Annotated in this window: 12 protein-coding genes; 3 read left to right on the plus strand and 9 right to left on the minus strand. The window is 74.9% G+C overall.

The genetic code is table 11. The features are described from left to right. The first annotated feature begins 6 nt into the window (after positions 1 to 6). The 3 genes from ACQP17_RS01780 to ACQP17_RS01790 all read left to right on the plus strand — a co-directional run bounded on the left by ACQP17_RS01780 (position 7) and on the right by ACQP17_RS01790 (position 3321). Positions 7 to 480 (plus strand): nuclear transport factor 2 family protein, encoded by a 474-nt coding sequence (locus ACQP17_RS01780; protein WP_433854592.1) that lies wholly within the window; start codon positions 7 to 9, stop codon positions 478 to 480. Positions 481 to 670: 190 nt separating this feature from the next. Further along, complete coding sequence (locus ACQP17_RS01785; RefSeq protein WP_433854593.1) at positions 671 to 1540, plus strand: universal stress protein; 870 nt, start codon at positions 671 to 673, stop codon at positions 1538 to 1540. A 101-nt stretch (positions 1541 to 1641) separates the two neighbouring features. After that, entirely contained in the window at positions 1642 to 3321 is a 1680-nt protein-coding gene (locus tag ACQP17_RS01790; RefSeq protein WP_433854594.1) for a sensor histidine kinase, read from the plus strand. 17 nt (positions 3322 to 3338) lie between these two features. Here the strand turns inward: ACQP17_RS01790 and ACQP17_RS01795 are convergent, their stop codons facing one another. The 9 genes from ACQP17_RS01795 to ACQP17_RS01835 form a co-directional block, all read right to left on the minus strand. Next, positions 3339 to 4085, minus strand: a complete 747-nt coding sequence (locus tag ACQP17_RS01795) for a response regulator (protein ID WP_433854595.1) — start codon at positions 4083 to 4085, stop codon at positions 3339 to 3341. A 108-nt stretch (positions 4086 to 4193) separates the two neighbouring features. Next, on the minus strand, positions 4194 to 4658 hold the full coding sequence (locus ACQP17_RS01800) for a hypothetical protein (RefSeq protein ID WP_433854596.1): 465 nt from the start codon (positions 4656 to 4658) through the stop codon (positions 4194 to 4196). A 219-nt stretch (positions 4659 to 4877) separates the two neighbouring features. Next, positions 4878 to 5504, minus strand: coding sequence for a GNAT family N-acetyltransferase (locus ACQP17_RS01805; protein WP_433854597.1), 627 nt, complete (start codon positions 5502 to 5504; stop codon positions 4878 to 4880). Then, positions 5501 to 8563, minus strand: coding sequence for a non-ribosomal peptide synthetase (locus ACQP17_RS01810; protein WP_433854598.1), 3063 nt, complete (start codon positions 8561 to 8563; stop codon positions 5501 to 5503). The genes ACQP17_RS01805 and ACQP17_RS01810 overlap by 4 nt, the downstream gene beginning before the upstream one ends. 94 nt (positions 8564 to 8657) lie before the next feature. Further along, complete coding sequence (locus ACQP17_RS01815; protein ID WP_433854599.1) at positions 8658 to 9701, minus strand: NAD-dependent epimerase/dehydratase family protein; 1044 nt, start codon at positions 9699 to 9701, stop codon at positions 8658 to 8660. Next, complete coding sequence (locus tag ACQP17_RS01820) at positions 9698 to 11713, minus strand: fatty acid CoA ligase family protein (RefSeq protein WP_433854600.1); 2016 nt, start codon at positions 11711 to 11713, stop codon at positions 9698 to 9700. The genes ACQP17_RS01815 and ACQP17_RS01820 overlap by 4 nt, the downstream gene beginning before the upstream one ends. Before the next feature lie 10 nt (positions 11714 to 11723). Then, on the minus strand, positions 11724 to 12653 hold the full coding sequence (locus ACQP17_RS01825; RefSeq protein WP_364881857.1) for a hypothetical protein: 930 nt from the start codon (positions 12651 to 12653) through the stop codon (positions 11724 to 11726). 3 nt (positions 12654 to 12656) lie between these two features. Then, on the minus strand, positions 12657 to 13712 hold the full coding sequence (locus tag ACQP17_RS01830) for a 3-oxoacyl-ACP synthase III family protein (protein ID WP_433854601.1): 1056 nt from the start codon (positions 13710 to 13712) through the stop codon (positions 12657 to 12659). A 487-nt stretch (positions 13713 to 14199) separates the two neighbouring features. Continuing rightward, positions 14200 to 14949, minus strand: coding sequence for a thioesterase II family protein (locus ACQP17_RS01835; protein ID WP_433854602.1), 750 nt, complete (start codon positions 14947 to 14949; stop codon positions 14200 to 14202). Between the last annotated feature and the right edge of the window lie 295 nt (positions 14950 to 15244).

Genomic DNA, 15244 nt, shown 5'->3' on the forward strand with positions numbered 1-15244 from the left:
GCCGAGATGACCGTCACCACCGAGGAGTACCGGCGTCTGACGCGACGCCTGAACGACCTGGAGGACAAGGAGGCCCTGCGCGCCCTGCTGATCCGGGGCTGGCGGGCGCTGGACCGCAAGGACTGGGACGCCTGGATCGGGTGCTGGGCCGAGGACGCCGTGCTGGAGTTCGGGCCCTGGGAGGAGATCCACGGCAGGGAGGCGGTCCGGGAGACGGTGGCCGCCGCGGAGGCGCCCTATCCGAGCATGCAGCACCACCTGTTGAACATGCAGTTCGATGTGGCGGGCGACCGGGCGACCGGCATCGGTTACATGTGGTTCGTCGCGGTGACCCAACCGGGCCGCACGGCCTCCCCCTACGCGATGGGCGGCCCCTACGACTGGGAGTTCCGCAGGGGCCCCGGGGGCTGGCTGCTGGCCCGGCAGCGGCTGGGGGTCTGGTGGACCCAGGGCGAGGACACCGTGCGGGCCTTCGAGTAGCCACCCGTGCTGTCGTGGTCGTGCGGGGACCGGTGGGCTCTTGCCGTAGGGCGGCCGCTGCGATCACTCTGGAGGTGCGGGGCGGTGCGCCGGCCGCCGTGACGACGACGGTCGTCCCGGCCGCCGGGGCCCGACACCGGTCACGGTGACCCGCGCCCCGCGGCATCCGCCGGAGGAGGCTGAGCACGTCATGACGAACCTCATCACCGTCGGCCTGGACGGCACCCCGCAGTCGCTCTCCGCGGCCGTGTGGGCCGCGCGGGAGGCGAGGCTGCGGCAGGCCCGGCTGCGGCTGCTGCACGCCTGGGTCCTGCTCGTTCTCGCACCGGACGGCACGCCGGCCGAGGGCGCGGAGCAGAACTACTGGCCGCTTCGGATCATCGAGGAGGCCCGGGCGGCGATCCGGTTGTCCTGCCCGGATCTCGACGTCGAGGTCGGTGCGGTGCCCCGGGACCCGCTGGACGCCCTGACCGAGGCCGCCGGGCAGTCGGACCTGCTGGTGATGGGCTCCCGGGGGCTGGGGGCCGCGGCGCGCTTCACCCTGGGGGAAACCGGGCTGGAACTGGTGACCCGGACCGAGACGCCCACCGTGCTGGTGCGCACCCGGCAGGACGCGCCCGCCGACGGCGCGCACCAGAAGGTGACCGTGGGTGTCGGACTGCACGCCGCCTGCGAAGAGCTGTTCGCGTTCGCCTTCGAGACGGCGGCGCGGCGGGCGGTCCCGCTGCACGCCGTGCACGGCAGGCATCTGCCCTCGTACGCCTACAACCGCGGTGGCGGGGTGGAGCAGAGCGCCGCGGACGAGGCGCTGCGCGAGGCGCGGCAGGAGCTGTCCGGAGCCTTGCGGCCCTGGCGGGAGAAGTTCCCGGAGGTCGCGGTGCAGGAGGAAGTGGTGAGGGAGAATCCGGCCGCCGCCCTGCTGCACCGCAGCGCGACCGCGGAACTCCTGGTCGTCGGCCGCCGGCACCGGGGGCGGCTGCTGCCCCCGCGGATCGGCCATGTCGTCCAGGCGGCCGTGCACCACGCCCCGTGTCCGGTGGCGATCGTCCCGCACACCTGACGGGCGCGGCACGGCGGTGCCCGGGACGCGCTCAGGGCGGTGCGGCGGACCCGGTCCGGTTCGAGGTGAGGCGCGCGCCCGCGGTCACTACCGTGGACGGTGTGACCGCCCCTGGGGCGGCCGCACCGGAGGGCGCCGTGGGTGACGAGAGACCTGGCCGGGCGGGCAGCGGGCCCGTGCAGCTGGGTGCGCTGCCGGACGAGCTGCACGAGCGGCTGCGGGCCGTGGAGCGCGGCGGGGGAGGACCGCCGCATCTGCTGCTGGAAGCGGTGCTGTCCGTGGGCCGGGGGCTGGAGCTGGAGCAGGTGCTGCGCCATATCGTCGAGGCGGCCGTGGTGCTGGTGGACGCCGGGTACGGGGCGCTGGGTGTGCTCGGCGACGACGACTCCCGCGTCTCGCAGCTCCTGACGGTCGGCGGCGTCGGGGACGAGGCGGCGGCCGCCGCGGCGCGGCACCCGCCGGGGGGCTCGTTCCTCGCGGCGCCGGTCAGGGTCCGCGACAAGGTCTTCGGGCATCTCCACCTCACCGGGAAGCGCGGGGGCGGGGAGTTCGACGCGGCGGACGAGACGGTGCTGTCGACGCTCGCGGTGGCGGCGGGTGCGGCCATCGAGAACGCCCGGCTGTACGAGGAGGCCCGCTACCGTCAGCGGTGGCTGGCGGCCAACGGCGAGATCGTCGCGGGCCTGCTGCCCGGTACGGGCGGGGCCGACGTCCTGGAGACGATCGTGGACCACGCCGTGCGCATCCTGTCCGCCGATCTCGGCGTGCTCGCGCTGCCCGAGGGCGACGACCGGGTGCGGGTGGCGCTCGCCGTCGGGGTGGACGCCGAGGCGCACCGCGGTCTGGTCCTGCCCCGCCGCGGCTCGTTCGTCGGCACGGCGCTCACCGCCCGGACTCCCGTGACCAGCATGGACGTTGAGCACGATCCCCGGATCACCGCCGGCCCGCCGCGCTGGGCGGGGCTGGGACCCGCGGTCGCCGTGCCGATGATCACCGGCGAGCGGGTGCACGGGGTGCTGTTGCTGGCGCGGCTGCACGGCCGCGGCCCGTTCACCGAGCCGGAGACCGCGCCGCTGCCGACGTTCGCGAACCAGGCGGCCCTGGCCATGGAGCTGTCCGAACAGCGCCGTGGCGCCGAGCAGTTGGCGCTGCTCAGGGACCATGAGCGTATCGCGCGTGACCTGCACGACCTGGCCATCCAGCGGCTCTTCGCGACGGGGATGACGCTGCAGAGCACACTGCGTTTCGTCGAGCATCCGCAGGCCAGGGAACGGCTGTTGCGGGCGGTGGACGATCTCGACGAGACCATCAAAATCATCCGGTCCACCATCTTCGGGCTCCGCGCGCACGAGACCGGCCGGGCACCGCACGGCCTGCGGGTGCGGACGGTCACCGCGGCCGAACAGGCCACCCACACACTGGGGTTCACCCCGTCCCTCCACATGGAGGGCCTCCTCGACACGGCCGTCCCGGCCGGTATCGCCGAGCAGGTGCCGGCCGTCCTCGGCGAGGCCCTGAGCAATATCGCCCGGCACGCCCGCGCGAGCGCCGCGGACATCTCGCTCGTCGTCCGCGGCGGGAGTCTGACGCTGGCGGTCCGGGACAACGGGGTGGGCATGCCGCGCGGCGGCCGGCGCAGTGGCCTGGACAATCTGGCCGGGCGGGCCGGGAGTCTGGGCGGCACGATGACCATCGAGGCGCTTCCCGAGGGCGGCACCCGCCTGGTGTGGCGTGTCCCCCTGCCCTTCCCGCCGGAGGGCCGCCCGCCGGGGGCCTCCTAGGGAGGGGGCCCGACGGCTCAGGGCGGGCCGGGCGGCGCGCGCGGCGATGTCGCGTCCGGTGGCGCGCTGTCCGGCGCCGAGGTGTGCGGTGGTGCGGTGGCCTGGGTGGCGAGGACGGCGGCCTGAATGCGGCGGGCGACCCCGAGCTTGGCGAGCAGCCGCGAGACGTAGTTCTTGACGGTCTTCTCGGACAGATAGAGCCGTTTGCCGATCTGACGATTCGTCAGCCCCTCGCCGACCAGGCCCAGGATCTCCCGCTCGCGCGGCGAGAGTGCGGACAGCGCGTCCCCGGCGGGCTCCGCCCCGGTGTCCTCGCCCCGCAGACCGTTCATCAGCCGTCCCGTGGTGGCCGGATCCAGCAGCGAGCGGCCGGCGGCGATGGTGCGCACCGCGGTGACGAGGTCGGCCCCCTTGATCTCCTTCAGCACGTACCCGGCCGCCCCGGCCAGGACCGCGTCCAGCAGCGCCTCGTCGTCGTCGAACGAGGTGAGCATCAGGCAGCCCAGCCCCGGCATGCGCGAGCGCAGCTCCCGGCACACGGAGACGCCGTCGCCGTCCGGCAGCCGCACGTCCAGTACCGCCACGTCCGGCCGCAGGGCCGGGCCGCGGGCCAGGGCGTGACCGGCCGTGCCGGCGTCCCCCACCACGTCGATGTCGGGTTCGGCGTCGAGCAGGTCCCGCACCCCGCGCCGGACCACCTCGTGGTCGTCGACGAGGAACACCCGGATCGACCGCTCCGCAGCGCAGCCCTCCGCGTTGCCCATGGCGCCCTCCGTGGGTACCGGGTCCGCCCCGCTTCCCATCGTGACCCCTGTCGCCGCGGCGTGCCAGGGCTGCGGGGCCGTCCCGGACGGAGCCGGCGGGCGGGGCCGTCAGGCCCGGTGGACGGCGGCGCTGGTGATCTCGCCGTTCTGCACGGTGTACGTACCGGTGAACCGGCCGTGGGAGCCGTTGGTCCCGGTCGCGTCGAAGGTGACGGTGACCTTGTTGCCGACCACGGAGTCGACGGAGACGACGTTCTGGTCGGTGCCCTGGGTGGCCGTCACGAAGCCGTCGTACGGCCGCCCCGAGGTGTTCTTGCCACCGAGCGCCCAAGCGGCCTCGAATTCATCGTCGTTGAGGGCCGCGAAGTAGGCCTGGACCACGTCGATGGGGTCGGGCTGCGGCCCGGCCGGGGCGGCCGCGGGGCGGGCCGCGCTCCCGACGGCGTGGGCCGGGGAGGTGGCCGCCGGTGTCGCGGCGCCGGCGGGCTGGACGACGCCGGACAGCGCCGCGGCACCGGCCAGGGCCACGACCACCGCTGCCCGCACGAGCGTCACCCGCACGGTCTTCACCACAGAGGTCTCACATCCTGGAAGCTCCGTCATCGGACGTCCCGGGGATTCGAGGGGTGGGGGTGGGTGCTGGTTCCATCGTGCGGTACGGGTGCCGGGGACGCACCCGCGGCCGGGACACCGGTGACGTGGTGCGTTCGCCCGCTCACCGGACCGTCGTCAGGGTGGCGTGGGCTGCCCGTACCCGCCGGTCCCGCCCGCGGCGCCGGCCGGTGCGCCGGGTCAGCCGCGCACCGTGCGGCGCATCCGGCGGAAGCCGTCGAGTCCCGTTCCGCGCCGGTCGTGCCGTTCGCCCTGCGACTCGAATCCGAGACGCTGGTACAGCGCCCAGGCCCGGGTGTTGGAGCAGGAGACATCCCCTTCGAGGTGGGTCAGGCCCGAGGCGCGGGCGAGGCGTTCGGCCTGTTGCACCATCAGCGAGCCGTAGCCCTGGGAGCGGTGGGCCGGCCGTACGGACAGGTTCGCCATGAAGAGGGCGTGCGGGCTCGGCGGGGCGAACAGCCGGGAGACGGCCGCGGTCCGGCGCAGCACCGAGAGCAGGCCGCGGGGTCCGAACCGGGCGGCGGACAGCAGGGTCTGCAGGCTCAGTGCGCCGTAGCGCTTGCCCCGGTAGAGCGTCATGGTGGCCAGTACCTCGCCGTGCGGTGCGACCGCGAGGATCTGCTGGGCGTGCCCGAAGATGCCGCGGCCGCGCAGGAAGTCCCGCCGCAGCAGGGCCGCCGGGCCGCCCGGCACCCCGCCCATGGTGCGGTCGAGGAGGTCGCGGGAGGAGTCCCACATCAGGGGGACGACCTGGTCGGCGTCCGTCGGGCGGGCGGTGCGGAACTCGACGCTGAGGGGGGTGGTCATGGGTGCTCCGTGGGTGGGGTGGTGAGTGCCGTGCGCGCGGCGGCGCAGACGTGGTCGAGGGTGGGCCGGCGGATCAGGTCACGCAGTCGGGCGTCGAAGGCGGGCCCGCCGGCCGGGCCGACCACGTCCGTGGCGACCGCGGCGAGCATCCGCAGCAGCGTCAGGGAGTCGCCGCCGAGCCGGTGGAAGTCGTCCTCGGGGGCGGGGCGCAGGCCCGGGTCGCCCAGGACGCGCGACCAGATCGCCGCGACGGCCGTTTCCACCGCGTCCGCGCCGGAGCCGGCCGGCGGGTGCCGGTGCGCCGTCCCGTCGGGCCGCCCGGGCGCCAGTCCCGCGCCGTCGGCCGCACGCGCGGGGGCGAACGGGTCCGGGAGCGCCCGGACGTCGACCTTGCCGTTGACCGTCCACGGGAAGGCGTCCACCACGTGGACGGCGGCGGGAACGAGGGAGGACGGCAGGTGGCGAGCGGCGTGTGCCCGCACGGTGTCCGGGGCGGCGGTGCCGGTGACCCAGGCACACAGCACGGGTTCGGCTCCCGCACGCGGCGGGCGGGCGGCGACCACCGCGCCGCTCACTTCGGGGTGCCGCTCCAGTGCCGCCGCCACCTCGCCCGGCTCGATCCGGTGGCCCCGTACCGACAACTGGTCGTCGGTACGGCCGAGGCAGCGCAGCAGCCCGTCGGGCGTCAGCTGTGCCAGGTCGCCGGTGCGGTACACCCGGGTGCCGTCGGCCAGGTGCCCGAAGCGCTCCCGGTCGAGGTCCGGCCGGCCGAGGTAACCGCGCGCCAACTGGACGCCGGACAGGTGGAGTTCACCCACCTCGCCGGGCGCGGTGAAGCCGCCGTCGGCGTCCAGCAGGTAGGCCCCGGTGTTGTCCACCGGCAGGCCGATCGGCACGGCCGGGAGGTCGCCGTCGCGGGCGGGGTCGAAGGTGTGCACGAGGCAGCCGATGGTCGCCTCGGTGGGGCCGTACTCGTTGACGATCCGGCAGTCCGGGCCGAACATCCGTTGCGCCCGGGCGGCCACCGGACCGCGCAGCTGCTCGCCGCCCACCACGAGCACCCGGAAGGGGTCCGGCTCGATGCCGAGGGTGGTGATCAGGTCGAGGTGGGCGGGGGTGAGTTTGAGGGCGTTGGCGCCGGAGCGGGTCAGCAGGTGGCGGAGCGTGCGGTGGTCGGGCGCGTCGGGCACCAGGGCGATGCTGCCCCCGGCGGCCAGTGGCGCGAAGAGCGTGGTGCCGGTCAGGTCGAAGGCCAATGAGGTGAACAGCGCGAAGCGGGTGGTGGCATCGACGCGGTAGCGGTCGGTGGCCCAGCGGGTGTAGTTGACCAGCGCCCGGTGCTCGACCACGACGCCCTTGGGGTGGCCCGTCGAGCCGGAGGTGTAGATGACGTAGGCGGGATCGTCCGGCGCCGCCGTTCCGGGGTGCGGCCGTGCGCCGCTCAGCGGCAGGTCGTCCAGGACGAGCACGGAGTGGTCCGGGCCCGGCAGCGTCCGGTATTCCCGGCCGGCCAGGCAGTGCGAGGCGCCCGCGTCGGCCAGGAGGGCGGCGATCCGGGCCGGTGGATGCGCGGGGTCCAGCGGCAGGTACGCGGCACCCGCCTTGAGCACGCCCCACAGCCCGGCGACGGCCGCCGCGGAGCGGTCGGCGAGCAGCCCCACGACCGCTCCGCGGCCCACGCCCCGGCCGGCCAACTCCGCCGCCACCACATCGGCGCGCCGGTCCAGCTCCCGGTACGTCACCGTGCCCTGCGGCCCGGTCAGCGCCACCGCGTCGGGGGCGCGGCCCACCTGCCGCCGCAGCAGGTCGGTCAGCGTCAGCGGGGGAACGGAGCGCCGCGGGCCCACGGCGGCCGGCCTGCGCCGGGCGCGGGGTGACAGCGCCTCGCACACCGCGTCCAGCAGCGCCGCGGCCCGGGTGTCCGCGCGGGGGCCGCCGGGGTGCGACATGGCCAGTTCGGTACGGCCGGCGCACTCCACGGCGGTGAACGACAGCGGCACGAACGGCGCCTGGACCGGCAGCGCGTACACGGTGCGGGCCGCGAAGCCCGGAGCGCTCATCTCCTGCGGGGCGATCCGTCCGAGGGTGGTGACCAGGGCCGAGCAGGGGTGGCGGCCGGCCGCCGTGGTGGCCGTGTGCGCGGCGGTCAGCAGTCCGGCGAGCGGCCCGAGCGGCAGCCGGATGGCCGACTCCTCCTCGCCGGCGGACAGTTCGCGCCGTTCGGCCAGGGCCCGCAGCAGCTGCTCGTGCCACTGTTCCCAGGGGTCGCCCGCGGTGCCGTCGAGGAAGACGGGGAGGCTGAGATTCGCGGTGGAGCGCAGCTGCGGGCGGTGCCGGCGCAGGTCCACCGGCACCATCACCCGGGTGTCGCCCGGGGTGAGGTCCGCGAGGGCGGCGGCGGTCTTCGCGACCAGGCCGGGGTGGGTGCCGTGCAGGGTCCGCCGCTGCCAGCGCGGTGGGTGGGCGCGGCGGACGCCGGCGAGCGGGGAGCGCCAGCGCGGGGTGACCGGCGCGCGGCGGGTGCCGCCGAGCGCGCCCAGCAGGGCGAGGTCGTGGACCGGTGACGGGGCCCCGAGGGGGGTCTCCCCCCGCAGCGCGCGGAACACGTCCGCCGTCCAGTCGAGCGCGCCGCGCGCGTCCATGACCGCGTGGTGGACGCGGAAGACCAGCGTGGAGGTGGCGCCGCCGGTGACGACGACCACCTCGCAGCCGCGGCCGTCGCCCGGGGCGAGCGGGGCGCCGAGCACCGCGCCGAGCCGGTCCACGGTCCGTACGGCCGGGGGCCGTCCGGTGTCCGTCCAGATCCGGCCCCGGCGGCGCAGGCGTGCCCCGGGGCAGGCGTCGGACGCCTCGTCGACCGCCCGGCGCAGCGCGTCCGGGGGGAGGTGTCCGGTGCCCTCGATCACGATCTGGACGGCGAACGGCGGGGCGAGGCGGCCGCCGGCGAGGTAGAGCCACTCGGTGGGTGAGACGGGCCGCTCGAAGCGGCCGCTCCCGGGCGGGCGGACCGGTGCGGGCACCGGTCGCCCGGCCGCGCGGGCCTGCTGGAGGGGGGTCATGACGTTCCGTTTCGTTGTGCTCGACTGCCGCGGACGGTCCGGGCGGCGGCTCCGGGCGCCGTCTCGGCACCCGGAGCCCGGTGCCGCTCGGGTCTCACCGGACGGCGCGTACGAAGACCTCGGCGCCGCCGACCGATTCGACCCAGGCGGCCAGCTGCCGCAGCCCGGTCTCCTGGTCGGTCTCCGGGACGTAGCCGAAGTCGCGTGCCGCGGCGCCGGTGTCGTAGGTGGTGGAGCGGGTGAGCAGGGCGACGGTGTAGCGGCTCAGAGGCGGCGCCACCCGGGCCCGCAGCGGGGGCAGTTTCCAGAGCTGGTCGACGGTCGCGGCCACCGCGTCCCTGACCCGCGGCGGGAGCGGGCGGGTGGGCGGCAGGCCGTCGAACATCCCGGCGAGCCGGGCCAGGAAGGCCCACAGGTCCGTCCGCTCCCGGTCCGCGATGAAGTAGGCCCGCCCGCCGACCCGTTCGGCCGGGGCCGCGGCCGCGCGCAGGCAGGCCGCCACCGCGTTGTCGCAGTGGCACAGCGACACCTCCACGCGTTTGCCGGCCGCGAGGTCCGGCAGCCGGCCCGATCGCATCCCGGCGACCAGGCGCGGCAGGAACCCGGAGTGGTCGCGCGGCCCCCAGATGCCGCGCGGGCGCAGCGCGACCGTGGTGAAGTCCGGCCCGTCCGCGGCCAGTACCCGCCGCTCCGCCGCGGCCTTCGTCTCGGAGTACAGGTTGAGGAACCGGTCGGGGTAGGGGGTGCTCTCGTCGATGTCGAACCGGTCGCCTTCCTTGACGCGCATCAGCGCGCTGGGGCTGCTGACGAACACGAACCGGTGGGCGCCGGCCCGGCGGGCGGCGTGCAGCAGGTGCCCGGTGCCGGTGACGTTGGTCTGCCGGAACTGGGCACGGGTGCCGTAGTCCACCACCCGTGCCGCGCTGTGGTGCACGACGTCCACGCCCGCCACGGCGCGGCGCAGCGAGTCGGCGTCCTCCAGGGAGCCGTGGACGAGTTCGACGCCGTCCAGGGCCCGCAGCCGCGCGAGGTCGCCGGTGCCGCGGACGAGGGCGCGCACCTGGTGCCCCTCGGCCAGGCAGCGGTCCACGAGGTGCCCGCCGAGGAAACCGGTCGCACCGGTCACCAGGACCCTCATGCCGCCTCCTCCCCCGTGTCCGCGCCCCGATGGGCGGAGGCGGCCGGGGGCAGGGTCCGCCACCAGGTCGCCCCGTAGAGCATGGTGAGGCCCACCGTGGCCGCGGTGCCCCGGCCGGCGGCGCGTCCGCGCGGCAGGGCCTTGGGGAGCTGGGCGGCGTGCACCACGACGCTGAGGAAGGCGTCGGCCCACCACAGGGCCGTCAGCACCGGGGAGTGGAACGGCCGTACGGCGCCGAGCAGCAGGAACGCCCAGCCCGCCAGCGGGATCGCGCGCAGCGCCGTGCGCCGGCGCCGTGCTCCGCGGTCCAGTTGCCGGCCGGCCCAGCGGGCCAGCTGCTCGCGGCCGATCTTCGCGTTGTGGCGGGGGTCGACGGGGAAGCCCGGGTGTCGCAGGAAGTCCTGGATCTGCCGGGTCTGCGGGTGTCCGGCGGCCAGTTGCCGCAGTTCGGGGACGAGGGTGCGCCACTGTGTGCGGCCGGTGCCGGGCTCGGTCTCCACGCAGAGCACCGGCCGCTGTGCGCCCGCCGCGCCGACGCCGACCAGCGCGGTGCGCCGGACGAGCGGGTGGGCGTGGAAGACGCCTTCGCAGCGGACGGTGTGCAGGTCGCCGCCGGTGGTGGTGACCCGCTGGGTGCGGCGGCCGGCGAACCACAGCCGGCCCTGGTCGTCCAGGCTGCCCAGGTCGCCCGTGCGGTGCCAGATCCGGGGCGCGCCGCCGTCGTCGGGAAGCTCCTGGATCTTGTGCTGGGCGTCCGCCGCCGGGGCCGCGTGATAGCGGCGGCTGACCGCGTCCCCGGCCACGGCGATCTCGCCGACCCCGCCCGTTTGGACGCCGAGTGTCCGCTCCCAAAGGGGCAGTGGCCCGTCGGTGGTCCGCACGATCCGCAGGTCGACGCCGGGCACCGCCCGGCCCACGCAGGTGCCGTCGCCCCGTGTCGCGCGCGCGGCCGTCTCTCCCAGCAGTTCGGCGGACTCCAGGGAGGAGATCGGCAGGGCCTCGGTGGCGCCGTACGTCGTGTGGATCTCGGCCGCGTCGTCCAGCACGTCCCGGAGCAGGGCGACGAGGTCCGCGGGCACCGGGGCGCCGCCGGAGACCACGCAGCGCAGCTCGGGCAGTGCGGTGGGGTGGCTGCGGAGGTGGTCGCCGAGCACCCGCAGCAGCGCCGGGGAGGCGAACATGGTCGACACCGCGAACCGCTCCAGCGCCGCCACCACCGGCACCGGGTCGGCGCCGGCCACCTTGGCGGGGGCCACCGGGGCCACCACCAGGGTGGAGCCGAAGACCAGATCGAGGATGCCGTAGAGGGGCAGCGTGACCAGCGAGACCTCCTCACGGCTGCGGTGGTGCGCGGAGGCGATGCCGCGTGCCATAGCGGCGGCCATCCGGTGGGTGTACTCCACGCCCTTGGCCGGCCCTGTGCTGCCGGTGGTGAACCCGATCATCAGCAGGTCGTCGGCGGCCGGCCGGCGCTCCCCCGCCTCCGTGGCGCTCGGCTCCCCGGCCGCAGGGGCCGGCCGGCGCAGCTCGTCGAGGGTGTGGCCGCCCCAGAACCACCGGCGGCCCACGGTCACCCGGATCCGGGCGTCGGCGAACGTGCGGCGGCTGAGCACGCGGACGGCGTGCGCGGCCGGCGGCCCGATGAACGCCTCCGCTCCCACGCTGCGGTAGCAGTGCAGCATCCGCCGCACGCCCATACCGGGGTCGACGACGACGGGCACGGCGCCGATCCGGAACAGGGCGAAGGCGAGCGCGAACAGGTCCGGGCCCGGGGCCGCCATCAGGACGGTCTTGGTGCCCCGTCCGATGCCGCCGCGGAGGAAGCCGGCCGCCAGGGTCTCGACCTGCTCCTGGAGCGCGCCGTAGGTGAGCGTGCGGTAGTGGATTCCGCCGCCGGGTTCGGTGCCGTGCGGGTGGCGGATCGCGGGCTTGCCGGGGAAGTTGCGGGCGTTGCGTTCCAGGTACGAGGCGAGGTCCACCACCTCGCTCTGACGCATCGTCAGGATCGTCATGAGGCCGTCGTCACCTCCCCTGGAGCGTGTAGCTCGCGCACGCCGCGCTCGGCCCGGCGCCCACGGAGACGAAGAGCAACTCCTCGTAGGCGTGCGGCAGTCCGCCGTCGAGGGCCGCGAGATAGCCGAGGACGGGCGCCGCGGTGTGCGGCTCACCGGACCGCTCCGGGTCGCTGCCGGGCACGCCCGCGGCCACGACGGAGGCCGGGTCGAGATCCAGCCGCTCGGCGAGCCGGGCCGCGAAGTCCGGGGCGGGGCGGGAGCAGACGACCATGGTGCGCTCGGGGTCGAGGCCGTGCTGCTCGACGTACTCCGCGACGGTGGCGGCCGCGAGGTCGAGCAGCTTCTCGGAGCGGTCCGCGTCCTGTTCGACGGTGATCAGACTCCGGCCCCCGGCCCCCATCGCGGCCGTGTCCAGATACCCCGACGTGCCGACCGGGCCCGGACCGCTCCGCAGGTGCACCGGTCCGAAGCCGGCCCCGGGGTCGGTGGAGCGCTCCAGCAGCAGCGCCCCGCCCAGGTCCTCGTACGGGTACGCCGGGTCCTCGGCGGCCCGCCCGCCGGGGTGCACGTCCGCGGCGGTCACCAGCACCCGGTCGGTGCTGCCGGTGGCCAGCAGGGCCTGTGCGACCTGCACGGCGTTGAGCAGGCCGCAGGCGCCGTTCATCAGGTCGAAGGAGAAGCCGGCGCTCGGCACGGCGTCGGCGAGGTAGTCCAGATTGATGCCCGCCTCCTTCTGCACCATGGCCGCGAGGGCCGGTTCGAAGGTGTTGGACTCGCGGTAGACGCCGACGTTGATGAGCACCCCTACGGAGTCCGGCGACAGTCCGGTCCCGGTCAGGCAGTCACGGGCGGCCCGCCCGGCGAGTTGCACCGTGGTGGCGCGGGCGTCGGTGGGTCGCGGCAGCGCGACCGAGGCAGCGGCGATGACGGTACCCATGGTTCACACCCCCATCGTGGAGATCGTGGCGGACAGGGCCCCGGCGACCACGCCCGAGGCGGCGGGCACCAACAGGAACTTGCCGCCCTGCCGGGCCGTCCCGGCCTTCAGGTGCTCGCGCAGCGTCAGGAAGTGTGAGGTGGTGGCGGTGTTGCCGAAGCGTTCGACCACCGACAGCGACTGCGGCATGTCCGTACCGAACATCTCCTCGCCGGTGCGGTTGACGAACTCGACGAAGCGGGTGCCGACCTGGTGCTGCACGATGTAGTCGAACTCCTCACCGGCGAAGGAGCGGCCCTGCTTGGCCAGCACGTCCCCGTGGAAACTGGGCCAGAGCCGGAGCCGGTCCCGTTTGTGCATCTGCTTGTTGTCCGTGTAGAGGGCGATGCCGTCCGTGCGGTCGCTGGGCATGCCCAGGCACAGATGCGAGTACTCCGAGCAGGTCATCATCTCCACGTAGTGGATGCGGTCGGCCTCGTCGACCGACTCGTCGAGGATGACGGCCGCCGCGGAGTCGCCCACCGAGAGGGAGGCGAACTGCGGATCGTAGGAGTCGGTGATCTCGGCGGCCGCGGTCTGCGCCACCTTGGTGGCCTGTTCGCCGCTCACCACCATGCCGTTCCTCGCCACACCGGCCCGGATGAGCCGGTCCAGCAGATACACGCCGGTCAGCATCCCGGCGCAGGCGTTGGACACATCGAAGTGGATGGCCCTGCGCGCCCCCAGCTCGCCGGCCAGCTGCCGGGCGAAGGACGGCTCGAAGGCGAAGCGCCCGCCGTCCTGGAAGCGGGTGATGGACGCGGAGATCACCACATCCAGCTCACCGCCGGTGTAACGGGAGTTGCCCAGGCAGTCCCGGGCGGCCCGCAGCGCCAGGCCGTAGGAGTCCTCACCCGCCTCCGGACGGGGGTCGTGGACCCTCCGCTCGGCCACCCCCGTGATGCGCTCCAGGTCGAATTCCTGCGTGCCGGACACCTGCGCCACCAACTCCGCGGTCGTCTGCACGGCGGGCGGCAGATAGGCGCCGAGCGCCTCTAATCGACTGCTCCTGCTGGTCATGTCCTCACTCCTTTTCCTTGCCCCTGTGACGGGTGCCGACGGCGAGCCGGCGGGCACCGCAGGGGCCGCACGGCGGGAGCGTGCTCCCGCACCGCCACCGAGGCAGCGCGAAGCGGGTGCCGGCCGTCGCACGACCGGGCACCGGCGTACGGCGCGGCGATTCTCGGTGGAGGCCCTGCCCGGGGTCATGGCCCCGTTACGGCAGGAAGACTGCTGATTCCTACGGAGGCGGCGTCAGCGGCGCACCCCGCGATGCCGCGGCCGGAGGGGACCGTCGGGTCCTGCCTCGCCGCGGCGTCGATATTTACCGTATCCCGTGATCTGACGGCATGACCTGACATGACGCATGACGATGATCACTGGGGAGATGTATGGACATCCGGAACCAAAACCCCGCGCCGAACGACGTGGGGGCGCGCCGCACCTCGCGCCGTCAGCGGGGCGAGATGCGGGACAGGGGGTCACCGGGGCGACGGGCTCCAGGTGTTCACAGGAAGTCCGAGACGAGTCCGGTCACGTCACCGGCCCGGTCGTCCACGAAGAAGTGGCCGCCCCGGACCTGGTGCAGGGCGAACGACGCGGTCGTCCGGTCGGCCCAGCCCGCCATCTGTGCGGCGGTGGCCCGGTCGTCCTCGGTGCCCGCCAGCGCGAGGATCGGCAGGTCGAGCGGCGGCTCGTCGCGGTGGCGGTAGGACTCGACGATCGCGAAGTCGGCACGCAGGGCCGGCAGCAGCAGGCTCATCAGATCCGGCTGGGTGAGCACCGCTTCGGGCGTCCCGCCCAGCTCACGCAGCGCCTCGGTGAACTCCTCGTCGGGCAGTCCGCTGACCGGCCTGAACCGCCACGGCAGACCCGGCGCCTGACGGGCGGACACCACCAGCCCCTGCGGCATCGGCAGACCGCGCCGTCTGATCTCCAGGCACAGTTCATAGGCGACGGTGGCTCCGAGGCTGTGGCCGAACAGGACGTACGGCCGCTGCGGGATCCGCGGCAGGGCGTCCACCAGCGGCGTCAGCAGCGCGGGCAGATCGTGGCAGGGCTCCTCGGAGAAGCGGCGGCCGCGGCCGGGCGGCGTCATGGCGAGCACCTCGACCGAGGGGCCGAGCAGCTCGCCCCAGCGCCGGTAGGTCTGGGGACCGCCGCCGGCATAGGGGAGACACAGGAGGGACCGCTCGGCGAGCGGGGCGGGCTCCCCGGTCCACCAGGGAGCGGCCAGGGAACCTGTGATGCCGAACATCTGCGCGTCCTCGTTCCGACGGCGGCGGACCGGCCGCCAAGTGGACTACTGCTCGTCGTGGTGCACCACGAGGAGGAAGCCGGCAACGCTTCGCGCCCGAACACTTCGGCCAGCACTTTACACGTCAGGGAAGCGCGCGACGGGGTCAAAGACGCCTGGGGGAAAGGGACTCGGGGACCTCGAACCTGCGGGTGAGGCGCACCCGCGGCGGGTCAGGGGCGGTGTGCGTCCCGCGTCGTCAGCCGGTAGGGGTTGACGTGGAGATGGTCGCCGCGGTGGCGCGCCAGTGCCTCGC

The organism is Streptomyces kronopolitis (assembly GCF_050953795.1).
In the GTDB taxonomy this organism is placed as follows: domain Bacteria; phylum Actinomycetota; class Actinomycetes; order Streptomycetales; family Streptomycetaceae; genus Streptomyces; species Streptomyces kronopolitis_A.

What these genes read in the sequence shown, in the direction of transcription:
- ACQP17_RS01780 (WP_433854592.1), top strand. Translation starts at nt 7, where the DNA reads ATGACCGTCACCACCGAGGAGTACCGGCGTCTGACGCGACGCCTGAAC.
- ACQP17_RS01785 (WP_433854593.1), top strand. Translation starts at nt 671, where the DNA reads ATGACGAACCTCATCACCGTCGGCCTGGACGGCACCCCGCAGTCGCTC.
- ACQP17_RS01795 (WP_433854595.1), bottom strand. Translation starts at nt 4,085, where the DNA reads ATGGGCAACGCGGAGGGCTGCGCTGCGGAGCGGTCGATCCGGGTGTTC.
- ACQP17_RS01805 (WP_433854597.1), bottom strand. Translation starts at nt 5,504, where the DNA reads ATGACCACCCCCCTCAGCGTCGAGTTCCGCACCGCCCGCCCGACGGAC.
- ACQP17_RS01810 (WP_433854598.1), bottom strand. Translation starts at nt 8,563, where the DNA reads ATGACCCCCCTCCAGCAGGCCCGCGCGGCCGGGCGACCGGTGCCCGCA.
- ACQP17_RS01815 (WP_433854599.1), bottom strand. Translation starts at nt 9,701, where the DNA reads ATGAGGGTCCTGGTGACCGGTGCGACCGGTTTCCTCGGCGGGCACCTC.
- ACQP17_RS01820 (WP_433854600.1), bottom strand. Translation starts at nt 11,713, where the DNA reads ATGACGATCCTGACGATGCGTCAGAGCGAGGTGGTGGACCTCGCCTCG.
- ACQP17_RS01825 (WP_364881857.1), bottom strand. Translation starts at nt 12,653, where the DNA reads ATGGGTACCGTCATCGCCGCTGCCTCGGTCGCGCTGCCGCGACCCACC.
- ACQP17_RS01830 (WP_433854601.1), bottom strand. Translation starts at nt 13,712, where the DNA reads ATGACCAGCAGGAGCAGTCGATTAGAGGCGCTCGGCGCCTATCTGCCG.
- ACQP17_RS01835 (WP_433854602.1), bottom strand. Translation starts at nt 14,949, where the DNA reads ATGTTCGGCATCACAGGTTCCCTGGCCGCTCCCTGGTGGACCGGGGAG.